Source organism: Nostoc sp. (assembly GCF_036918015.1).
Lineage (GTDB): Bacteria > Cyanobacteriota > Cyanobacteriia > Cyanobacteriales > Nostocaceae > Nostoc.
Map to the genome: position 1 here is coordinate 1 of NZ_JBALEO010000056.1, position 15,755 is coordinate 15,755.

The 15,755-nt window shown below is 40.4% G+C and carries 17 protein-coding genes and 2 pseudogenes; 8 read left to right on the forward strand and 11 right to left on the reverse strand.

Annotation, left to right across the window (positions count from 1 at the left end; translation table 11 throughout):
• The first annotated feature begins 297 nt into the window (after positions 1-297).
• On the forward strand, positions 298-723 hold the full coding sequence (locus V7K61_RS12570) for a hypothetical protein (RefSeq protein ID WP_335053625.1): 426 nt from the start codon (positions 298-300) through the stop codon (positions 721-723).
• Positions 724-890: 167 nt separating this feature from the next.
• Here the strand turns inward: V7K61_RS12570 and V7K61_RS12575 are convergent, their stop codons facing one another.
• Positions 891-1,775, reverse strand: a complete 885-nt coding sequence (locus V7K61_RS12575; RefSeq protein WP_335053626.1) for a glycoside hydrolase family 75 protein — start codon at positions 1,773-1,775, stop codon at positions 891-893.
• A 437-nt stretch (positions 1,776-2,212) separates the two neighbouring features.
• Here V7K61_RS12575 and V7K61_RS12580 point away from each other — a divergent pair, with 437 nt between their 5' ends.
• Positions 2,213-4,399 (forward strand): sensor histidine kinase, encoded by a 2,187-nt coding sequence (locus V7K61_RS12580; protein ID WP_335053627.1) that lies wholly within the window; start codon positions 2,213-2,215, stop codon positions 4,397-4,399.
• Between the two features lie 457 nt (positions 4,400-4,856).
• Positions 4,857-5,504 (forward strand): class I SAM-dependent methyltransferase, encoded by a 648-nt coding sequence (locus tag V7K61_RS12585; RefSeq protein WP_335053628.1) that lies wholly within the window; start codon positions 4,857-4,859, stop codon positions 5,502-5,504.
• Between the two features lie 323 nt (positions 5,505-5,827).
• Here V7K61_RS12585 and V7K61_RS12590 read toward each other — a convergent pair whose 3' ends face one another.
• Together V7K61_RS12590 and V7K61_RS12595 are read right to left on the reverse strand one after the other, a co-directional pair.
• Positions 5,828-6,196 (reverse strand): hypothetical protein, encoded by a 369-nt coding sequence (locus tag V7K61_RS12590; RefSeq protein ID WP_335053629.1) that lies wholly within the window; start codon positions 6,194-6,196, stop codon positions 5,828-5,830.
• A 231-nt stretch (positions 6,197-6,427) separates the two neighbouring features.
• On the reverse strand, positions 6,428-7,225 hold the full coding sequence (locus tag V7K61_RS12595) for a dienelactone hydrolase family protein (RefSeq protein ID WP_335053630.1): 798 nt from the start codon (positions 7,223-7,225) through the stop codon (positions 6,428-6,430).
• Positions 7,226-7,542: 317 nt separating this feature from the next.
• On the opposite strand from V7K61_RS12595, the gene V7K61_RS12600 reads away from it, so the two are divergent.
• A complete protein-coding gene (locus V7K61_RS12600; protein ID WP_335053631.1) occupies positions 7,543-8,082 on the forward strand; it encodes a DUF2267 domain-containing protein in 540 nt (179 codons plus the stop codon).
• A gap of 65 nt (positions 8,083-8,147) precedes the next feature.
• Here the strand turns inward: V7K61_RS12600 and V7K61_RS12605 are convergent, their stop codons facing one another.
• Together V7K61_RS12605 and V7K61_RS12610 are read right to left on the reverse strand one after the other, a co-directional pair.
• Positions 8,148-8,486 carry a XisI protein gene (locus V7K61_RS12605; RefSeq protein WP_335053632.1) on the reverse strand — a complete coding sequence of 113 codons (339 nt, stop codon included), beginning with the start codon at positions 8,484-8,486 and terminating at the stop codon, positions 8,148-8,150.
• Positions 8,474-8,890 carry a XisH family protein gene (locus V7K61_RS12610; protein WP_335053633.1) on the reverse strand — a complete coding sequence of 139 codons (417 nt, stop codon included), beginning with the start codon at positions 8,888-8,890 and terminating at the stop codon, positions 8,474-8,476. The genes V7K61_RS12605 and V7K61_RS12610 overlap by 13 nt, the downstream gene beginning before the upstream one ends.
• 136 nt (positions 8,891-9,026) lie before the next feature.
• Between V7K61_RS12610 and V7K61_RS12615 the strand changes: the two genes are divergently transcribed.
• The gene (locus V7K61_RS12615) at positions 9,027-9,596 is read left to right on the forward strand and encodes a Uma2 family endonuclease (RefSeq protein ID WP_335053690.1); all 570 of its coding nucleotides are present in this window, start codon (positions 9,027-9,029) and stop codon (positions 9,594-9,596) included.
• A gap of 64 nt (positions 9,597-9,660) precedes the next feature.
• Here the strand turns inward: V7K61_RS12615 and V7K61_RS12620 are convergent, their stop codons facing one another.
• The 6 genes and pseudogenes from V7K61_RS12620 to V7K61_RS12645 all read right to left on the reverse strand — a co-directional run.
• Positions 9,661-10,077, reverse strand: coding sequence for an aspartyl protease family protein (locus V7K61_RS12620; protein ID WP_335053634.1), 417 nt, complete (start codon positions 10,075-10,077; stop codon positions 9,661-9,663).
• 5 nt (positions 10,078-10,082) lie between these two features.
• Complete coding sequence (locus V7K61_RS12625; protein ID WP_335053635.1) at positions 10,083-10,283, reverse strand: hypothetical protein; 201 nt, start codon at positions 10,281-10,283, stop codon at positions 10,083-10,085.
• A gap of 152 nt (positions 10,284-10,435) precedes the next feature.
• A complete protein-coding gene (locus V7K61_RS12630; RefSeq protein ID WP_335053636.1) occupies positions 10,436-10,900 on the reverse strand; it encodes an SMI1/KNR4 family protein in 465 nt (154 codons plus the stop codon).
• Positions 10,901-10,925: 25 nt separating this feature from the next.
• Positions 10,926-11,294, reverse strand: a complete 369-nt coding sequence (locus tag V7K61_RS12635) for a DUF5615 family PIN-like protein (RefSeq protein WP_335053637.1) — start codon at positions 11,292-11,294, stop codon at positions 10,926-10,928.
• Positions 11,291-11,575, reverse strand: coding sequence for a DUF433 domain-containing protein (locus V7K61_RS12640; protein ID WP_335053638.1), 285 nt, complete (start codon positions 11,573-11,575; stop codon positions 11,291-11,293). Before V7K61_RS12640 ends, V7K61_RS12635 begins: the two co-directional genes overlap by 4 nt.
• 84 nt (positions 11,576-11,659) lie before the next feature.
• Positions 11,660-13,030: pseudogene (locus tag V7K61_RS12645) on the reverse strand (site-specific integrase); the annotation flags it as partial.
• Positions 13,031-13,234: 204 nt separating this feature from the next.
• Here V7K61_RS12645 and V7K61_RS34115 point away from each other — a divergent pair.
• From V7K61_RS34115 to V7K61_RS12655, 3 genes and pseudogenes are all read left to right on the forward strand, one after another.
• Positions 13,235-13,405, forward strand: a pseudogene (locus V7K61_RS34115) (nitrogenase molybdenum-iron protein alpha chain); the annotation flags it as partial.
• A 216-nt stretch (positions 13,406-13,621) separates the two neighbouring features.
• Positions 13,622-15,157: a nitrogenase molybdenum-iron protein subunit beta gene (gene nifK, locus V7K61_RS12650; RefSeq protein WP_335053639.1), complete on the forward strand. Its 1,536-nt coding sequence runs from the start codon at positions 13,622-13,624 to the stop codon at positions 15,155-15,157.
• Positions 15,158-15,314: 157 nt separating this feature from the next.
• Positions 15,315-15,662, forward strand: a complete 348-nt coding sequence (locus V7K61_RS12655) for a Mo-dependent nitrogenase C-terminal domain-containing protein (protein WP_335053640.1) — start codon at positions 15,315-15,317, stop codon at positions 15,660-15,662.
• The last annotated feature ends 93 nt before the right edge of the window (positions 15,663-15,755 follow it).

Sequence of the window (15,755 nt, forward strand, 5' to 3'; positions counted from 1 at the left end):
TACTTTCTCAAACCCCAGTTTGCTTTCTCATTTTGGTGTTTTCCGCAAGCAAAAGCAGCTTTTACTTTCTCAAACCCCAGTTTGCTTTCTCATTTTGGTGTTTTCCGCAAGCAAAAGCAGCTTTTACTTTCTCAAACCCCAGTTTGCTTTCTCATTTAAGTAGTTCGCGCAATCTGCTGTAATTATTTCTGTGTAGCAAAAAGCATTGCAGATTTGCCGGAATTCTCTCAGGCTGATCTATAGGTCAATTTTTTAAGGTAAAGAATATTAACCGTACTGTATTAGAAGGTGTAGATCGTGGCTCGGAGAAAAAGAACTTCCTCAGTGTTAGAAAGAGCAGTGCGCCGTGCGGCTAGCATAAACTCTATAGATCCAAGTTTAGATTTAGGCAATGGACTCACCTTACCTGCCTTTTCAACCCTGATCGAAACGATGCGAACTAAAGAAAATGCATATAACAGTGCGCTTTCCAGCTTAGATAGATTGTATCGTGAAATGCTGGAAACAGAAGACGAGTTGGGAGATATGACAGAACACATGCTAATGGCAGTTGGAACTCGATATGGTAAAAGCAGTGTAGAGTACGGTATGGCGGGAGGAGTTCCTAAAACCCAGCGTCGTAAGGGACTACGAGGCGAGTCACCAACTCCCACTAATGAGCAACCTTCATTCGTTGCCAGTATGGAGGGCAAGAATGGAAAAAAACCAGCAGCGACAACTTAGGATGCGCGTTATTACTCAAAATTCAGAATTGGGTTTGGGGAAAAGGTTAAAGGGGAAGGGAAAAGGTTTTTTCTTTCCCTTTTCTCGTTCCCCAAAACCCGACAAGTATTAGCTGCAACCGAACTCTGAGATGCGATCGCACCTCAGATTTTCCATCAGGTACACTTTTATAGAGTCTTTATCCGTTCTACGCCACCCCATATTTCAAAAAACCGTTTAGTTTCAGCTTCTATTTCTGAAATTGTTCTTGGCTTTCCATTCCCAGAACCCGGAAAAACAATATAAACGATATCCTTGGGAATTCCTCGCCTGACTCTTGATTGTACTAATGGATCGTTTCCAACAGCCTGAGACAAAGCTATTGAACCCTCTCCAATCTGGTTTTTAGGCCCAACATCAGCATAAATTGCAAAAGCGAGTTTTTCATTATTAGTGTTATAAACAACTGCCAAATCTCCTAATTTAACGCCTGTAGCCTTTCTAAAATCACCATTTCCCGGAAGCACAATATACGGAATCTTTGTTGAATCAACATAGCGACGTGGATCTTGTTTAACAAATCCAGAGTCGAATAATGCAGTTGTAGAAATATAGTATCCAGGATATGGATCGGTACTACTTTGAATAAATGGATTGCCGTTTTTATCTACAGCTAGTGCCCACCAGTTATCTGAATACCCAGCATTTGCCAAAAAATCAATCCCTTTATCTGCGGGGTGATAAGCATTAGGCGCACCATCAGCATTAATGCTCATACCTGCTTCATAGAAAAATGCAGATTCTCCATTTGCTTGGAGAATGGGAATTTCACCAATTTTAATAACAGTCTTGATCGAAAATTTTGTGACTGGACTAAGGAATTTTTGAGCTACAAAACCTTCTAAAGTTTTTCCTTCAATAATAGTTGCCACCTTCCACCACTTGTCATTATCTGAATTTTTGATTTTAGATACAATATATCCTTTGGGAAGAGATGTTAATTGATTAGCTTCATCAACAATCGGTGCTGAACGTATATTCAAACTATCTGATGTTACTTGAAATTGCTGCATAAACTACTCCAAATTTAAAACTTGAACTCATGAAACTACATTAAAAAACCAAATTTTGTGCTGATGCGATCGCTAATATTTAGAACATCTCAAACTCTGATTTTTTCGTGTCGCGCTAGCTGCGACAACGAGGAGTCAGTTGGGCGGACAATACCTGATTTTCTCTGCTCTTGAAGGCGAATATAGGAGAAGGAACCCCCGCAACGCACCCTAAATCTAAATGTCACTTACTAAATTGCTGGATTTAGTAAGTGACTGCTTGCAGACACCCAAAGGGTAGAAGTTGGGCATCTGGACAGCAATTTTTGCTTAAGAAAGTACCATTCCACCCTAAAGCCGCCTTTGACTTGACAAAAAAATTTAAACAAAGGTGAGTATGCGAACATCTTGGGAACTATAGAAGCAAATCAAATCAGCACAACTTTCAGCTTCCAGTAATGAAGATTCACTATCTCAGCAAAGCTAAGGCGTTCCCATTACAGATTGTTCTTATTGTTCCCTTCCTTATCCAAATTTTTGCAGCGGTCAGCTTAGTAGGTTATTTGTCCTTTAAAAATGGACATAGAGCAGTTAACGACCTAGCCGAACAGTTGATAAATCGTACCAGCGATGTAGTAGATGAACACCTGAAGTCTTATCTTTCCATTCCGCAAACCCTTAATCAGCTCAACGCAGATGCTATTCGCAGGGGACTATTGGATGTGGGCGATCGCCAAACCATTGGTAAGTATTTCTGGGATCAGATGCAAACTTATGATCTGACTTATATTGGTATTGGACTAACAACGGGTGAGGGGCTAGGAGCTGCTCGTTATGATGGCAAAACTATTACTATTGATGATTGGACTGCCAAGCTTCCCAATAATACTTCCACTTATGCCACAGATAATCAAGGTAATCGAACTCAAATAAATACTCAATGGACTTGGAACAATTTTACTGAACCTTGGTATACCCAACCCATCGCTGCTGGTAAACCTATTTGGGCAAAGATTGTGACTGCAAATTTGCCAACGGGGCCTTTCATCAGCGCCTCTGCTAGTCGTCCGATTTATGATTCGCAAAATCGCTTATTAGGAATGATTGCAACAGACATTCACCTATTGAAACTCAGCCATTTTTTACGCAGTTTGAATATTAGTCAGTCTGGGCAGGTGTTCCTTTTGGAGCGGGATGGCACATTAATTGCCAGTTCCGGTACAGAGAAGCCTTTTGTCGTGGTCAATCAAGAGATCCGGCGATTGCACGCGATCAATAGTTCTAACCCAATCATCCAGAACGTTGCCAGACACTTCCAAACCTCTGGGTTTGGGTCTATCAACCAAAACACAGATTTTAAGCTTGAGGTGCAAGGAAAACGGCATTTTGTCCATATTATACCTTGGCGTGACAAATATGGCTTGGATTGGCTGATGGTAGTGAGTGTGCCAGAAAACGCATTCATGGCGCAAATTAACGCCAACACGCGCACCACGATCGCTCTTTGTTTGGGCGCATTAGTCGTTGCCTCTGTGATGGGCGTGTTTACCTCCCATTGGATTGTCCGCCCAATTCTGCGCTTGAATTGGGCAAGTGAGGCAATGGCATCTGGCAATTTAAATCAGACAGTAGAAACTAGCAGTATTCGAGAACTTAATACCTTATCTAACTCTTTCAACCACATGGCAGGGCAATTGCATGAATCCTTTACTGCTTTAGAGAAAAGCAAAGAAGAACTAGAAGAACGGGTAGAAGAACGCACCACTGAACTGAAAAATACATTAGGGGAATTGCAGCGCACTCAATCTCAAATTATTCAAAGTGAAAAAATGTCTAGTCTGGGACAACTAGTGGCTGGAGTCGCACACGAAATTAATAATCCAGTTAACTTTATTCATGGCAACCTCGCCCATGTGCAGGAATATACTCAGGATTTATTAGCACTGATGCAGTTGTATCAGCAATATAATGCCTACCCTGCTGCTGAAATTCAAAGGTTTGCTGAAGACATCGATTTAGAGTTCTTGCAGGAAGACTTGCCAAAAATGTTGTCTTCGATGAGAGTAGGCACCGATCGCATTCGTCAAATTGTACTGTCGCTGCGGAATTTCTCTCGCATCGATGAAGCGGAATTTAAACGCGTCGATATTCATGAAGGCATCGACAGTACTTTGATGATTTTACAGCACCGCCTGAAAGCTAAACCAGAACAACCTGAAATTGAGGTGATAAAAGACTATGGCACTCTACCCTTAATAGAATGCTATGCCGGACAACTCAATCAGGTATTTATGAATATTTTAGTAAATGCGATTGATGCGTTAGAAGAAAATAATACTAAGCTTACCTATCAGGAAATTAAGGAAAATCCCAGTCAAATTAAGATTCGCACATCGGTAGTTAATTTAATGTGGTTGGAAGTGGCGATCGCTGATAATGGAGTTGGTATTTCTCAAGAATTTCAGCAACGAATATTCGATCCCTTTTTCACCACCAAACCCGTTGGCAAAGGAACCGGAATGGGTATGTCTATCAGCTATCAAATCGTCACAGAAAAACATGGCGGTAAACTAGAGTGTTTCTCAACTCCTGGAAAAGGAACCGAGTTTATCATTCAGATTCCTCTGGGGATAAAGAATGGTTGAACTATGAATTATGGCTGAGGCTTGGGGAACAGGAAGATATAGAGAGTTTTGGATTATACAGCAGATTTCAAGTTGAGGAGGGATGTACTTAATTGACTTGCAAAGTGCTGTAAGTAACAATACCTTTGCTAATTTACAAAGCTTGGACAATGATTTGCTGTTTAGGGTGAATCGCTCTGCGCGAGCGATCGCAACAGTGCCATTGGTGCGTAGGCGTAGCCCGCCGGAGGCATCGCTATTTTTGATAATACACCAACTCCTCTTGTCACTTCGTTGCTATAGACATTGTTCGGTCAAAGGATATCGGAGAATCTGTCTATTATAAAGTTATTTTGTTGGTAAGAGAATATACTATGAAGTTTTTTTATTGGTCAGAGAATATACAAATTTTGGGCGCTAAGAGATTATACAGTTGAACAGATAGTTAAAATCAGTAGTTCTGCTTGTTAAAAAGTCTATGCAAATACATCAGGTGATTGAAACCTACGATCAAGCATCGGTGGATTATGACGCAATTATGAAGCGTTACTGGCACATCGAGCGCGAACCCTTAATTGCTTCCTTGCAGCTAAAACCAGGACAAAGCGTATTGGATGCTGCGGTAGGAACTGGTCTTAATCTTACAGCCTATCCTGAAGGTGTAAGTGTCGTCGGTGTCGATCTTTCTGAGAAGATGATGGATGAAGCACGTAAAAAGCGCGTATCCGCAGACATCGCTTTCAAGGTATCGGATCTCTCCAATCTTGATTTTCCTGATAATACTTTTGATGCAGCAGCATCGGGATTTACCCTCTGTGTCGTTAGCGATCCAGTCCGCGCCCTTGCAGAGATCCTGCGAGTTACTAAGCCTGGTGCCTTGATTGCCATTCTCGATTACTGCAAATCCCAAGATCCAGAGATTCAGAAATGGCAAGAATTAATAGCTGATAGTTCTTCACAGCTAGGCTTCCCAACTGGCAAGATCAAATGGGATGCATTGATGGATTATGACGAATTGATTTACAACAGCAAGCTTCCCATTGAAGTGCTTGCAGACGATCGCATAGACAATCCAAACCCGTTTTTATGTGCTTGTCAATTACTGCTTAGAAACTCAAAAGCTTAAAAGCAATAGGATCGCACTCTTGTAATTTTGTTTTTTAGTAAACCTTAAACTGTAGTGGCGTGGCAAGCAAAAAAATAGTGCATTAAACGTAGACGTAGGTTGGGTGGAGCGGAGCGCAACCCAACATATATCAAGATGTTGGGTTACGCAAAGCCTCCACCCAACCTACTTTTTTGCAATATTTTAGCCTTGACACGCCAGTAGGGTGCGTTATAGCAATGCTTAACGCACCAACATATCTAGTGTGTTACTGCTAATCATGACTTTCTCAAACTCTCAAATCCTTGCACAGGCGTAACAAACTCTACTTAATATTTACTTTCTCAATAGACTGTCAACAATGCAGGAAAAATAAGTACAATAAGCATCAGATCGAGGAAAACTAAGTTAACTATAAGCCAGATGTTTATTGTATAACCTCGTGACTTAAAATATAACACAATAGATTTATTAATAATTCCTACAATTATTGATGTATCAAATAAAGAAGCAGCTGCTATTCCAAACGCATAGGAGAAACCATTTCCTTGCTGATAGCTTGGCGTTGTTATATGCTCATAATACAACCAAATAGCTAAGGTTCCAAAACAAATAGCATAACCTATTAGCCATTTTATATTAGGCATAATCATAGCAATAATGAAGGGAATTATTAGTAACAAGATAAAGAATAAAATAAGAGAATCAATCATTTATAAATTCCTCGTTTTTTAGAATACTTCAAAAAATTCTTTGTTTACATACAGAAGATTTCTTAAAATTATAAATTAGATTAGCAGATAAACCTATGTAAATATACTGAAGTTAGGCTATTTCGGACTAAATCAAGATTCAGTTATCTTTAGATTTTATTTCTGAATTGCCTCTGTAATTGTGGCGCATTGCACTTGATAAAAAGACACCACAATCTACATTATTTAGTTTCACAAGTGATTTTGAAACAGTTCTAGAATATGTTGCCAAGCATCAGGAGCCGCTTCAGGATTGTAACTTGGGTGCTGCTCTAAAAATGGGTATTGATCTTTAAAGAATCCAGCGAAAAATCCATGTCCAGCATCGTATCTAAATACACGATGATTTATGTGATGTTTCTTTAATTCCGCTTCAATTTGCTCATTTTCTTCTTGAGAAACTAATGTATCTCTTGTGCCAAAAAATGCATAAATAGTACCTTGAATTTCCGAGGTGCGATTAATGGTTGGAGTATCTTCACCATAACTAGGAGTGGTAATCCCGCCACCATAAAACGAAGCTGTGGCTTTAATATCGGGTAAAGTTGCAGCCATATAAGCAACATGACCGCCAAAACAGAAACCAATCACACCGATGGCATCATCTTTGACATTGGGTAAATTTTTGAGATAAGCAATGGCAGCTTGAATATCGCTGAATATCTCTTGATATTTTACTTGTTGATAGTATTCCAAGCCCAGCCGATAGGCTTCTGGGCTATAGCCAACATCTTCAGCGCTAAAGTCAGCCTCAAAACCGGGAGCAACACGTTGATACAGCGCCGGAGCGATCGCTACATAACCTTGTTTAGCGATTAGTTCGGTGATATCTCGAATATTACTGTTGATTCCAAAAATTTCTGGAAAAACTATAACTGCGCCAAAGGTTCCATTTTGTGCTGGTTGAGCTAAGTAAGCATCGATTTCTAAGCCATTGTTAGGTACTTTGACATAGGAAGTGTGAATTTCGATGTTTGTTGTTTCTACCATCTTTGTTTCGGCTGCTTTTATACTAACTCATCTATTTTGACTGTTTTTTGATACCAATGGGTGATGTCTACAACGAGCAAAAACACTAAGAGTATTGCTCTACTCAATAGATATGATATTTCCAGAAATTAAATATGTGTTAGCCAGAACCTTTTTAGAGGGGTAGTTCTATTACCTATATCTATGCAAATCAGATGAATTTCTAACTTTTGAATAAATGGCATCTCAAACTTCTGGATGATACTAAGGGTTTTTGATTTGTGCGACCTTACATAGAGCAAGCATAAAGACTCAAAATTAATAACCACAACAAAACAATGCCAGATCAAAGTTTTAGAACAAATATTCCAGAAGTTGACCCAACAGAGATTGAAGATAATCGAACTGCGATCGCAGACGAACATCGCTCATTTCTAGAAAAAGTCCAGGTTAAAGCTGGATTCGCAGATCCCTATGATGCCAGAGACTTTACTGAAGTTGTTTTTCGCGTGATGCGCGACTTAATGACCACAGAAGCCAGCGATCGCGTCGAGGCAGAACTGCATACAGAGGCTATACCTACAGATGAAAAAGCACTCCAGTTTGAAGTGTCCGATTTGTGGAAAGATACCAATCCCATTGTGGGATTTTTGAGCCGGGTTCGTCCACCCTGGCAAGGCCCTGGTATTTTTAAGATTGATTCCGATCGCTTCCTGTTCCGAGTTGCTAATGAAAGTGGAATGCCGCGATCAGTCGAGCGAGAGCAAGCGGTTAAAGCAGTTTTTTCTGCCACAAAAGACGAACTTTCCCAAGAGCGGATTCAGGAAATTGCTAGCTGGCTACCTGATTATGTCCGTCAGCTTTGGGAACAAGCTTAATTAGAAACGTGAAAAAGTCAAGCCTGTTTGCGAGTAGCGATCGCAAACAGGCTTTTTAAATAGGTTTAGCCTACAGCAAACTCTGTATACTGCCTTACATGAGGTGCATGATATGCGATCACAATATCTTGCTTAGGCACTCCTTCGCTCACAAGTTGATCTGCGATCGCATCCTCTGTTCCATCATGCTGCACCCAAATTTTCCCATCCTTAATATCTATATGCAGCACACAGCCGTAAATTCGGGTACTACTATCCTTCCATCCCACATGCACAAGCTGATAGTGGTCTTTTGTAGTATCAAAAATGGTTTGACTTTCTATTGGATCGCTCCCAGAACGTAACTTTCCTCGCGCCGTCAATAATTTCTGAATCAGTTCACGATACAAATTTAGCTTATCCATTCTGCAATCTCCTGTTTTTCTGTGTCGTACACCAAAAGGGGAATTTTGTTACGGACAATAACCGTTTGAATAAATGGATATCTGAAAAATCGCTTATAAACGTCGAGCGGAACTGCCAAATACAACCACCGCTCTGGATCATCATCTTCCAAAGCAATGCGATAGTTAATAAATTGTCCAATTGCAGTATGGAACTCAGAAATTGTTGAGGGTGCTAAAAACGTTTTGATTTCAACTGCAATTTTTTCCTCATCCTTTGTCGCTGCTAGCAATAGTTCCGCACCTAAATCGATATAAAAATCAACAAACCCCAAATCAATGTGGTACGGATCATGAGTAATTATCCACCCTTCCTTCTCAAGGGCAATCCTGACCAATGCATGAAACCTATCTCTTGCAGACATCGTAGATAGCTAACCAGAAAGATAAAGTCTTTTGTAGAAAAAAGAATATATATACCGCAGGATTATATCACCTCACAAGTAAATCTGTGACAAAATAATATTGTTGTCTTATAGCCAGTGCGATCGCTTACAACCTATGATTTCTACCATCTCGCGCCGCTACAGCTTGGATGAATATCGCGCGATCGAAGAAAAAGCCGAAGAACGCAGCGAATATCGAGATGGAGAAATTGTACCTGTGGCCGGAGGAACACTCAAACACAGCCGCATCGGTGGAAACATTTTGACCTATTTTACCTCTGTGATGCGCGATACTCAATTTGAGCCAATTAACAGCGATTTACGGCTGTGGATTCCCGAATATCGACGTGGGGTATATCCAGACGTAATGGTTTTTGACGGTGAACCGCAATTAAATGCTGAACGTTTAGATGAAGTCTTAAATCCGACGCTAATTGTTGAAGTTCTATCTCCTTCTACCGCAGATTACGACCGACTCAGTAAATTCCGGATGTATCGATCAATTCCGAGTTTTAGCGAATATTTATTAGTGGAGCAGGATGAACCTTTTGTGGAACGCTATAGTAAACAAGCCGAAGGTTGGTTGCTCAGTGAATTTAGCGGCTTGGAGCGTTCTATTTCTTTGGATTCAGTTAGTATTGAATTGGCGATCGCGGAAATTTATCGCGGCGTTGTTTTTGAGTAAATCAGCCTAGTTTGAATGTGTTGTGCTTTGGGACAATGTATGATTTGGGATGGATGCGATCGCATTACGACTGTGGACACACATCAAATACCAGTTGTGAACGATAGAAACACACATCAAACTCCAAAAAGAAGTTCATACGTCCTAGCAACAAAGGTACATCATTAGACAAACTCCACGCAAAAACTAAGCGAACAGGCTCAAATGATCCAATCTGAGCAGATACAAGCAAACCTCTTGCTTCAACGGGAGCCAAATTACCAGCTAATGTTACAGAAACCGTCTGTTCTTCCCAAATTGCGCCTAGTTGGACACCAATACTGTATGGCAAAACGCTGACGCTTGCTCCAGTATCTAACAAGCCTGAAACCTCTACGGATGAGTTGCGATAGGTTAATATTAATGGTAGCTTTGGCAACGCATCAGGTACACCAAATGTATCGTATCCCTCTGTAAAGGAAAATCTTTGAGGATTAACCATTGAATTTACTCGTCCGACTCTAGCAGTTGAGAAAGTTGATGTGCAGCTGCGTGGGAATTAAGTGGCGACCAAATAGGGTAAGTTGCTCCTTGCTCTAATGATGGCTCTTCATCCCTAGATAATTCTGAAACTAGAAATTGCATAACTTTCAGTTTGTCTGCACGAGTTAAATTTCGCAGGGTAGGAAATAGTTCTACGGCGTTCATAATTGTCATGCTGGAGATGAATCAACATTTCTATCTTTCCACAAATTTTATCAGGCTGCGGTATCAGCTTTGTAAATTTGAGATGATGCTGCGTTCTTGCAAAGCATAACGCACCTTATGGGAGGGATGCGATCGCAGTCAGCAATACAGGGTTAACTTCTGCTTCTCAACTCCTCAACTAACTCTTGCACCATGCTAGTCAAACTAGGATAGTTTGGCTCTCTTTCAACCACTTCTTCAGGAATATCGTTGCAATAAATTGGAGCAGTTTGACATTTTTCCTGCGTTCCCACAAAAAAGTATCCACCATCCTCGACTATAAAAAGGGGAAACAAATGAAAAGAACCTTTCCAATCTTGAGCAATACTAATTGCTTCTTCCAATGACAAGAATTTGGCAAGATCCCAAGCATCGGGGTGAGGAAGAAAAGGATTTACACCACCGTTTTTCCATTGATAAAGTTCATAAATTTCTTCTGGTAAATAAAAGGGAAGCTCTTTAGCTTTTGCCTCAATTGCATCACGGCTCAATCCTTGGTTCATTTCAGCAGGATGATTTGGCATATATTGCTGCACCCAATTACCAACAAACTCAAGAGCTTCATTTAAAGTGGACATATCTTTTTATGTATATTAACTGCATTTATATTTCTCCAGCGTAATTACTGAGAAATACCAATTTATTTATCATCTCTTCGGCTGATTTAGCTGCCATCAACTTGAGTACTCTTCGCATTTGTTCACCAATCGAGTAATCTTGCGATGAAATTATAATCCCTGTATGACTTCGTTTTTCTTGTATGTAAATGCTGTGCAACTGGCAAAAATCACCAACATTGAATGTGTATAAAACTCTTTGCAGTTCAGTTGCTAAAGTCAGTTGTTCCTTATCGCTAGAACTAATCGTTTCAACTTCACCAACACTTGTAACGTCTACTCCCCTCGCTCTCAATGCTTTGATAAATCGCTGATCCATTGAGTCTTCATCAATAAATAATCGAATTTGACTCATATTGCTTGCCCCATTTCTATAGCTAATCGCTTGTAATCTGCTCTTTCAGCAGAAATATACGCCTCAATTTCCTCTCGATTAGCGTGATAATAAGTTAGAGCAGCATAAACCTGTACGAGATTTACATTTCCCATACGTTCAGTAATTTCTTCTGCATTCAGCCCAAGTTTGTACCAAGCTGTAATGCGTTGAACAGAAATTCTAGTACCAGCAATGCGAGGACGACCCCCTAGAGTTTCAGGTGACTTAACAATAAATGTTCCAATGTTAGTAGCCGACATAAATATCTTAATGGGTTTATTTGGATGATTTCCACCTATAAATCATAGCAAATTATATAAAGTTGGTATGATTTCTCAGTAAATTTAACTTTGTTTATAAATCATTTCCATCCTTAACTTTTCAATCTCCAACTTCAAACTTTCATTCTCAATTATCAACTTAGCATTCTCTTCCCTAATCAACTCAACTTCATTCCTCTTGCTCAAAGCCTGATTTATCGCCAACTTTCGCATATCTAGTGAAAACCAACGCTGATAAGTTTGGGTATGAACCTGCACACTATGCCCCAAATTATCCGCCGCCGCTTTAATTGGTATTCCCAAAATATGCGCCCTAATTGCCCAAGCGTGACGTAAATCATAAGGTTTAAAATCTAATCCTATTTTACGAAACCACCAGCTAACTCGCTGTGTTAACGCCGTTATCTCTGCATGATTAGTGTTATCTTTTTTAGCGATCGCACCCCTTAACATCTCTAAATACTTCGGATTTCTCAAATCAAAATCCTCAATCCATTGCCGATATAATGGTAATGCTTCTCTCTCACCAGTTTTACAATCTTTATCAACTTTCCATGTCAAATCTAAATTTTCTTGACTCAACCACCAATCAATATCAGGATTAATAAAAAGTTCCCGTGGACGTAAACCAAAAACTGCTAACATTCCATACGTCCAGCGCCAAAGTTGCCAACTATCTTGAACATTTTGATTAACTTGATTACCTCGATTATGTTGATAATCTTCAAACTTGATAATTCCCTCAGATATTTCTGCATCGGTCGGTATATTTCGGGAATTATTCTCCGGCATTTTGGAATATTTAGATAAATCAATTTCGATATTGAATGTCACACAAAATGCTGCGATCGCTCTAGCTGCATTATACTTAGCCCATTCTTTATCGATTTGTTCAATTGAACTTATCAGATTTTCAGCAGTTGCCAAATCTTGAGGATTCGTAAATCTCTTGGTACGGGAAAAGTAATAAAAAAAAGTATGTTCGCTTTTAGTTGTGCGTTTGTGAGTTTTAAAATACTCTTTTTCAAACTTTTCAAGTAATTCCCCTATAGATTGAAAATCTTTTCTAATTGCCTCATTACCTAAATATTTATCATTCCATTCAAACGTTTTCCGAGCAATTAACTTCCCTAACTCATAGGCTTCTTCCTCAGCCGTCTTGAGTCCATCCAAGTTAGCAGGAATATTCAAACTGAGATTGTATTGCTTTCTCCCAGTACCGTTGCTGTCTTTGTCTCCCGGTTTAATTGGTAACGTCGCCCGTAATTGCAGACTTCCATTCGATTCTCTAATTGTCACCTTTGCTTTTGCAGACTTCAAACGCAGATTAACTTTCTCTAATTCTAGTAGTACTTTCGTTCTCATGTGTTCTTTTTGCTGTTATGATTGCAGACTTGAGCCAAGAAAACTGCGATCGCTAGATGAAACAGGCTCCTAGTCTGCAAAATAATTACTAATTCGTAATTAGGTCTTTTAATTACGAATTACGAATTACGAATTACGAATTATCTTTACCCTGATTATGCATCGCTGTGTTTTTAGCCTATATTTAGGCTAAAAATAAATGTGTTCTCAGAAAACAATGTTTAGCAGAGACATTGCTTACTGCAAACATTAGACAGTTGAAAAGAATTAAACCACAAAAAGGATTACTCCGGCCCTTATCACGGTTATGACGGCTTCGCCATCTTCGCTCGTGATATGGACTTGGCACTCAACAGCCCAACCTGGTCATTAATTGGCGCTCCTTGGAATGAAAAAGCTCAGGCTAAGAAGGCTGAAGCTAATAAGGCTAAGGCTGCCGTCTAAGGAAATGGGAGAGAGCGATAAGTAAGGATAACCTGGGGCTAAAACCCCAGGGGGGAGTTGGGAATCCAAAATTCAAAACTGAAAAATTAAAAATTTCTTTTGATTTTTGCATTTTGAATTTTGAATCATATTTCCATCTCCCTTGTAAAGACGCGATTAATCGCGTCTCTCTCTCCTCAATCAGTAAAAGAATTCAGTAAGCTTGGAGATCCAGAAATGCCTCAGAATCCAGAAAAAATTCAAGATCACGTTGAGTTATTCCACCAACCAGAGTACCAACAGCTATTTGAAAACAAAAAGCAGTTTGAAAACGGTCACGAACCCGAAGAAGTAACACGGGTTGCAGAGTGGACAAAAGGTTGGGATTATCGTGAAAAGAACTTCGCTCGTGAAGCTTTAACCGTTAACCCTGCTAAAGGCTGCCAACCACTAGGAGCAATCTTTGCTGCTGTTGGTTTTGAAGGTACTCTACCTTTCGTTCAAGGTTCTCAAGGTTGCGTTGCTTACTTCCGCACCCACTTAACCCGTCACTACAAAGAACCATTCTCTGGTGTATCTTCTTCAATGACTGAAGATGCAGCAGTGTTTGGTGGTCTGCAAAACATGATCGACGGCTTGGCGAACTCTTACCAACTCTACAAGCCCAAGATGATTGCTGTCTGCACCACCTGTATGGCAGAAGTAATTGGTGATGACTTGCAGTCTTTCATCAACAACGCCAAGGAAGCTGGTTCAGTTCCTCAAGATTTCCCAGTACCTTACGCTCACACCCCTAGCTTTGTCGGTTCCCACATCACTGGTTACGACAACATGATGAAGGGAATTCTTTCTAACTTGACCGCAGGTCATAAGAAAGAAACCAGCAATGGTAAAATCAACTTCATCCCAGGTTTTGACACCTACGTAGGTAACAACCGCGAAATCAAGCGGATTGCTTCGCTGTTTGGCTTTGACTACACAATTCTAGCCGACAACAGCGACTACCTCGATTCACCAAACACAGGTGAGTTCGATATGTATCCAGGTGGTACAAAGCTGGAAGATGCAGCAGATTCAATCAATGCGAAAGCGACGATCGCTCTGCAAGCACACTCTACCCTCAAAACCCGCGAGTATATTGAAAAAGAGTGGAAGCAACCAACCTCAGTTTCCCGTCCTTGGGGCATTAAGGGTACTGATGAGTTCTTGATGAAACTCAGCGAATTGAGTGGTATCCCCATTCCTCAAGAATTGGAAATCGAACGCGGTCGTGCAGTTGATGCCATGACTGATTCCCACTCATGGATTCACGGCAAGCGCTTCGCTATCTACGGCGAACCAGATTTAGTATACAGCGTAGTTGGCTTTATGCTAGAAATGGGTGCTGAACCTGTGCATGTCTTGGTTCACAACAGCAACGAAGTATTTGAAGCAGAAATCAAAGAATTGCTTGCTTCTAGCCCCTTTGGTCAACATGCAACTGTTTGGCCTGGTAAAGACTTGTGGCACATGCGTTCATTGTTGTTCACCGAACCAGTAGACTTCCTGGTTGGTAACACCTACGGTAAGTACCTGTGGCGCGACACCAAGATTCCCCTCGTGAGAATCGGCTACCCCATCATGGATCGTCACCACTTACACCGCTACGCCACCATTGGTTATCAAGGTATAATCAACCTCCTCAACTGGACTGTAAACACCCTGTTTGAAGAAATCGATCGCAACACCAATATTCCTTCTAAGACAGATATTTCCTACGACTTGATTCGTTAGAAATTGCGTAGAAACACAACGTGTTAATTAAAGGGTAAAGAAGGGGAGTAGGGAATAGGGAATAGGGAATAGGGAAATATCCAAACCCAGTGCCCAATCCCCAATTCCCATCCCCAACTCCCCTTTTTCTTGATAGCATTTACCCAAGGAATTGATAATGGAAACCATCAATCACACTCACGAACATACTCACACTCATACTCATCCTAATTACCATCCACCTAATCAGAAAAAACCAGGGTGGTTCCACAATCTTCTTAATCCGTTGCGGCGTGTAGTGGATGGAATTCAGGTTAAAAATAATCGCTTCGCTCATCTAATTTGCCAAACAATTCCTTGTTGTTGTCCCTTTGAGCGACAAATTAAATTATTTGGGAAGTCTATTGATATTCCACCACTATGTAAACTCAATCCTTTATATGACGAATTTGTAGGATTGCGTTTTCGCGCCCTATCTTACCTCGCTGATGTATGTGGAGAGGATGTCACAAGATACATTTGTTAGTCATTGGTCATTGGTCATTAGTCATTAGTCATTGGTAGAGACGCGATTAATCGCGTCTGTACAATAGTCAATTCAAATGACAAATGACAAAGG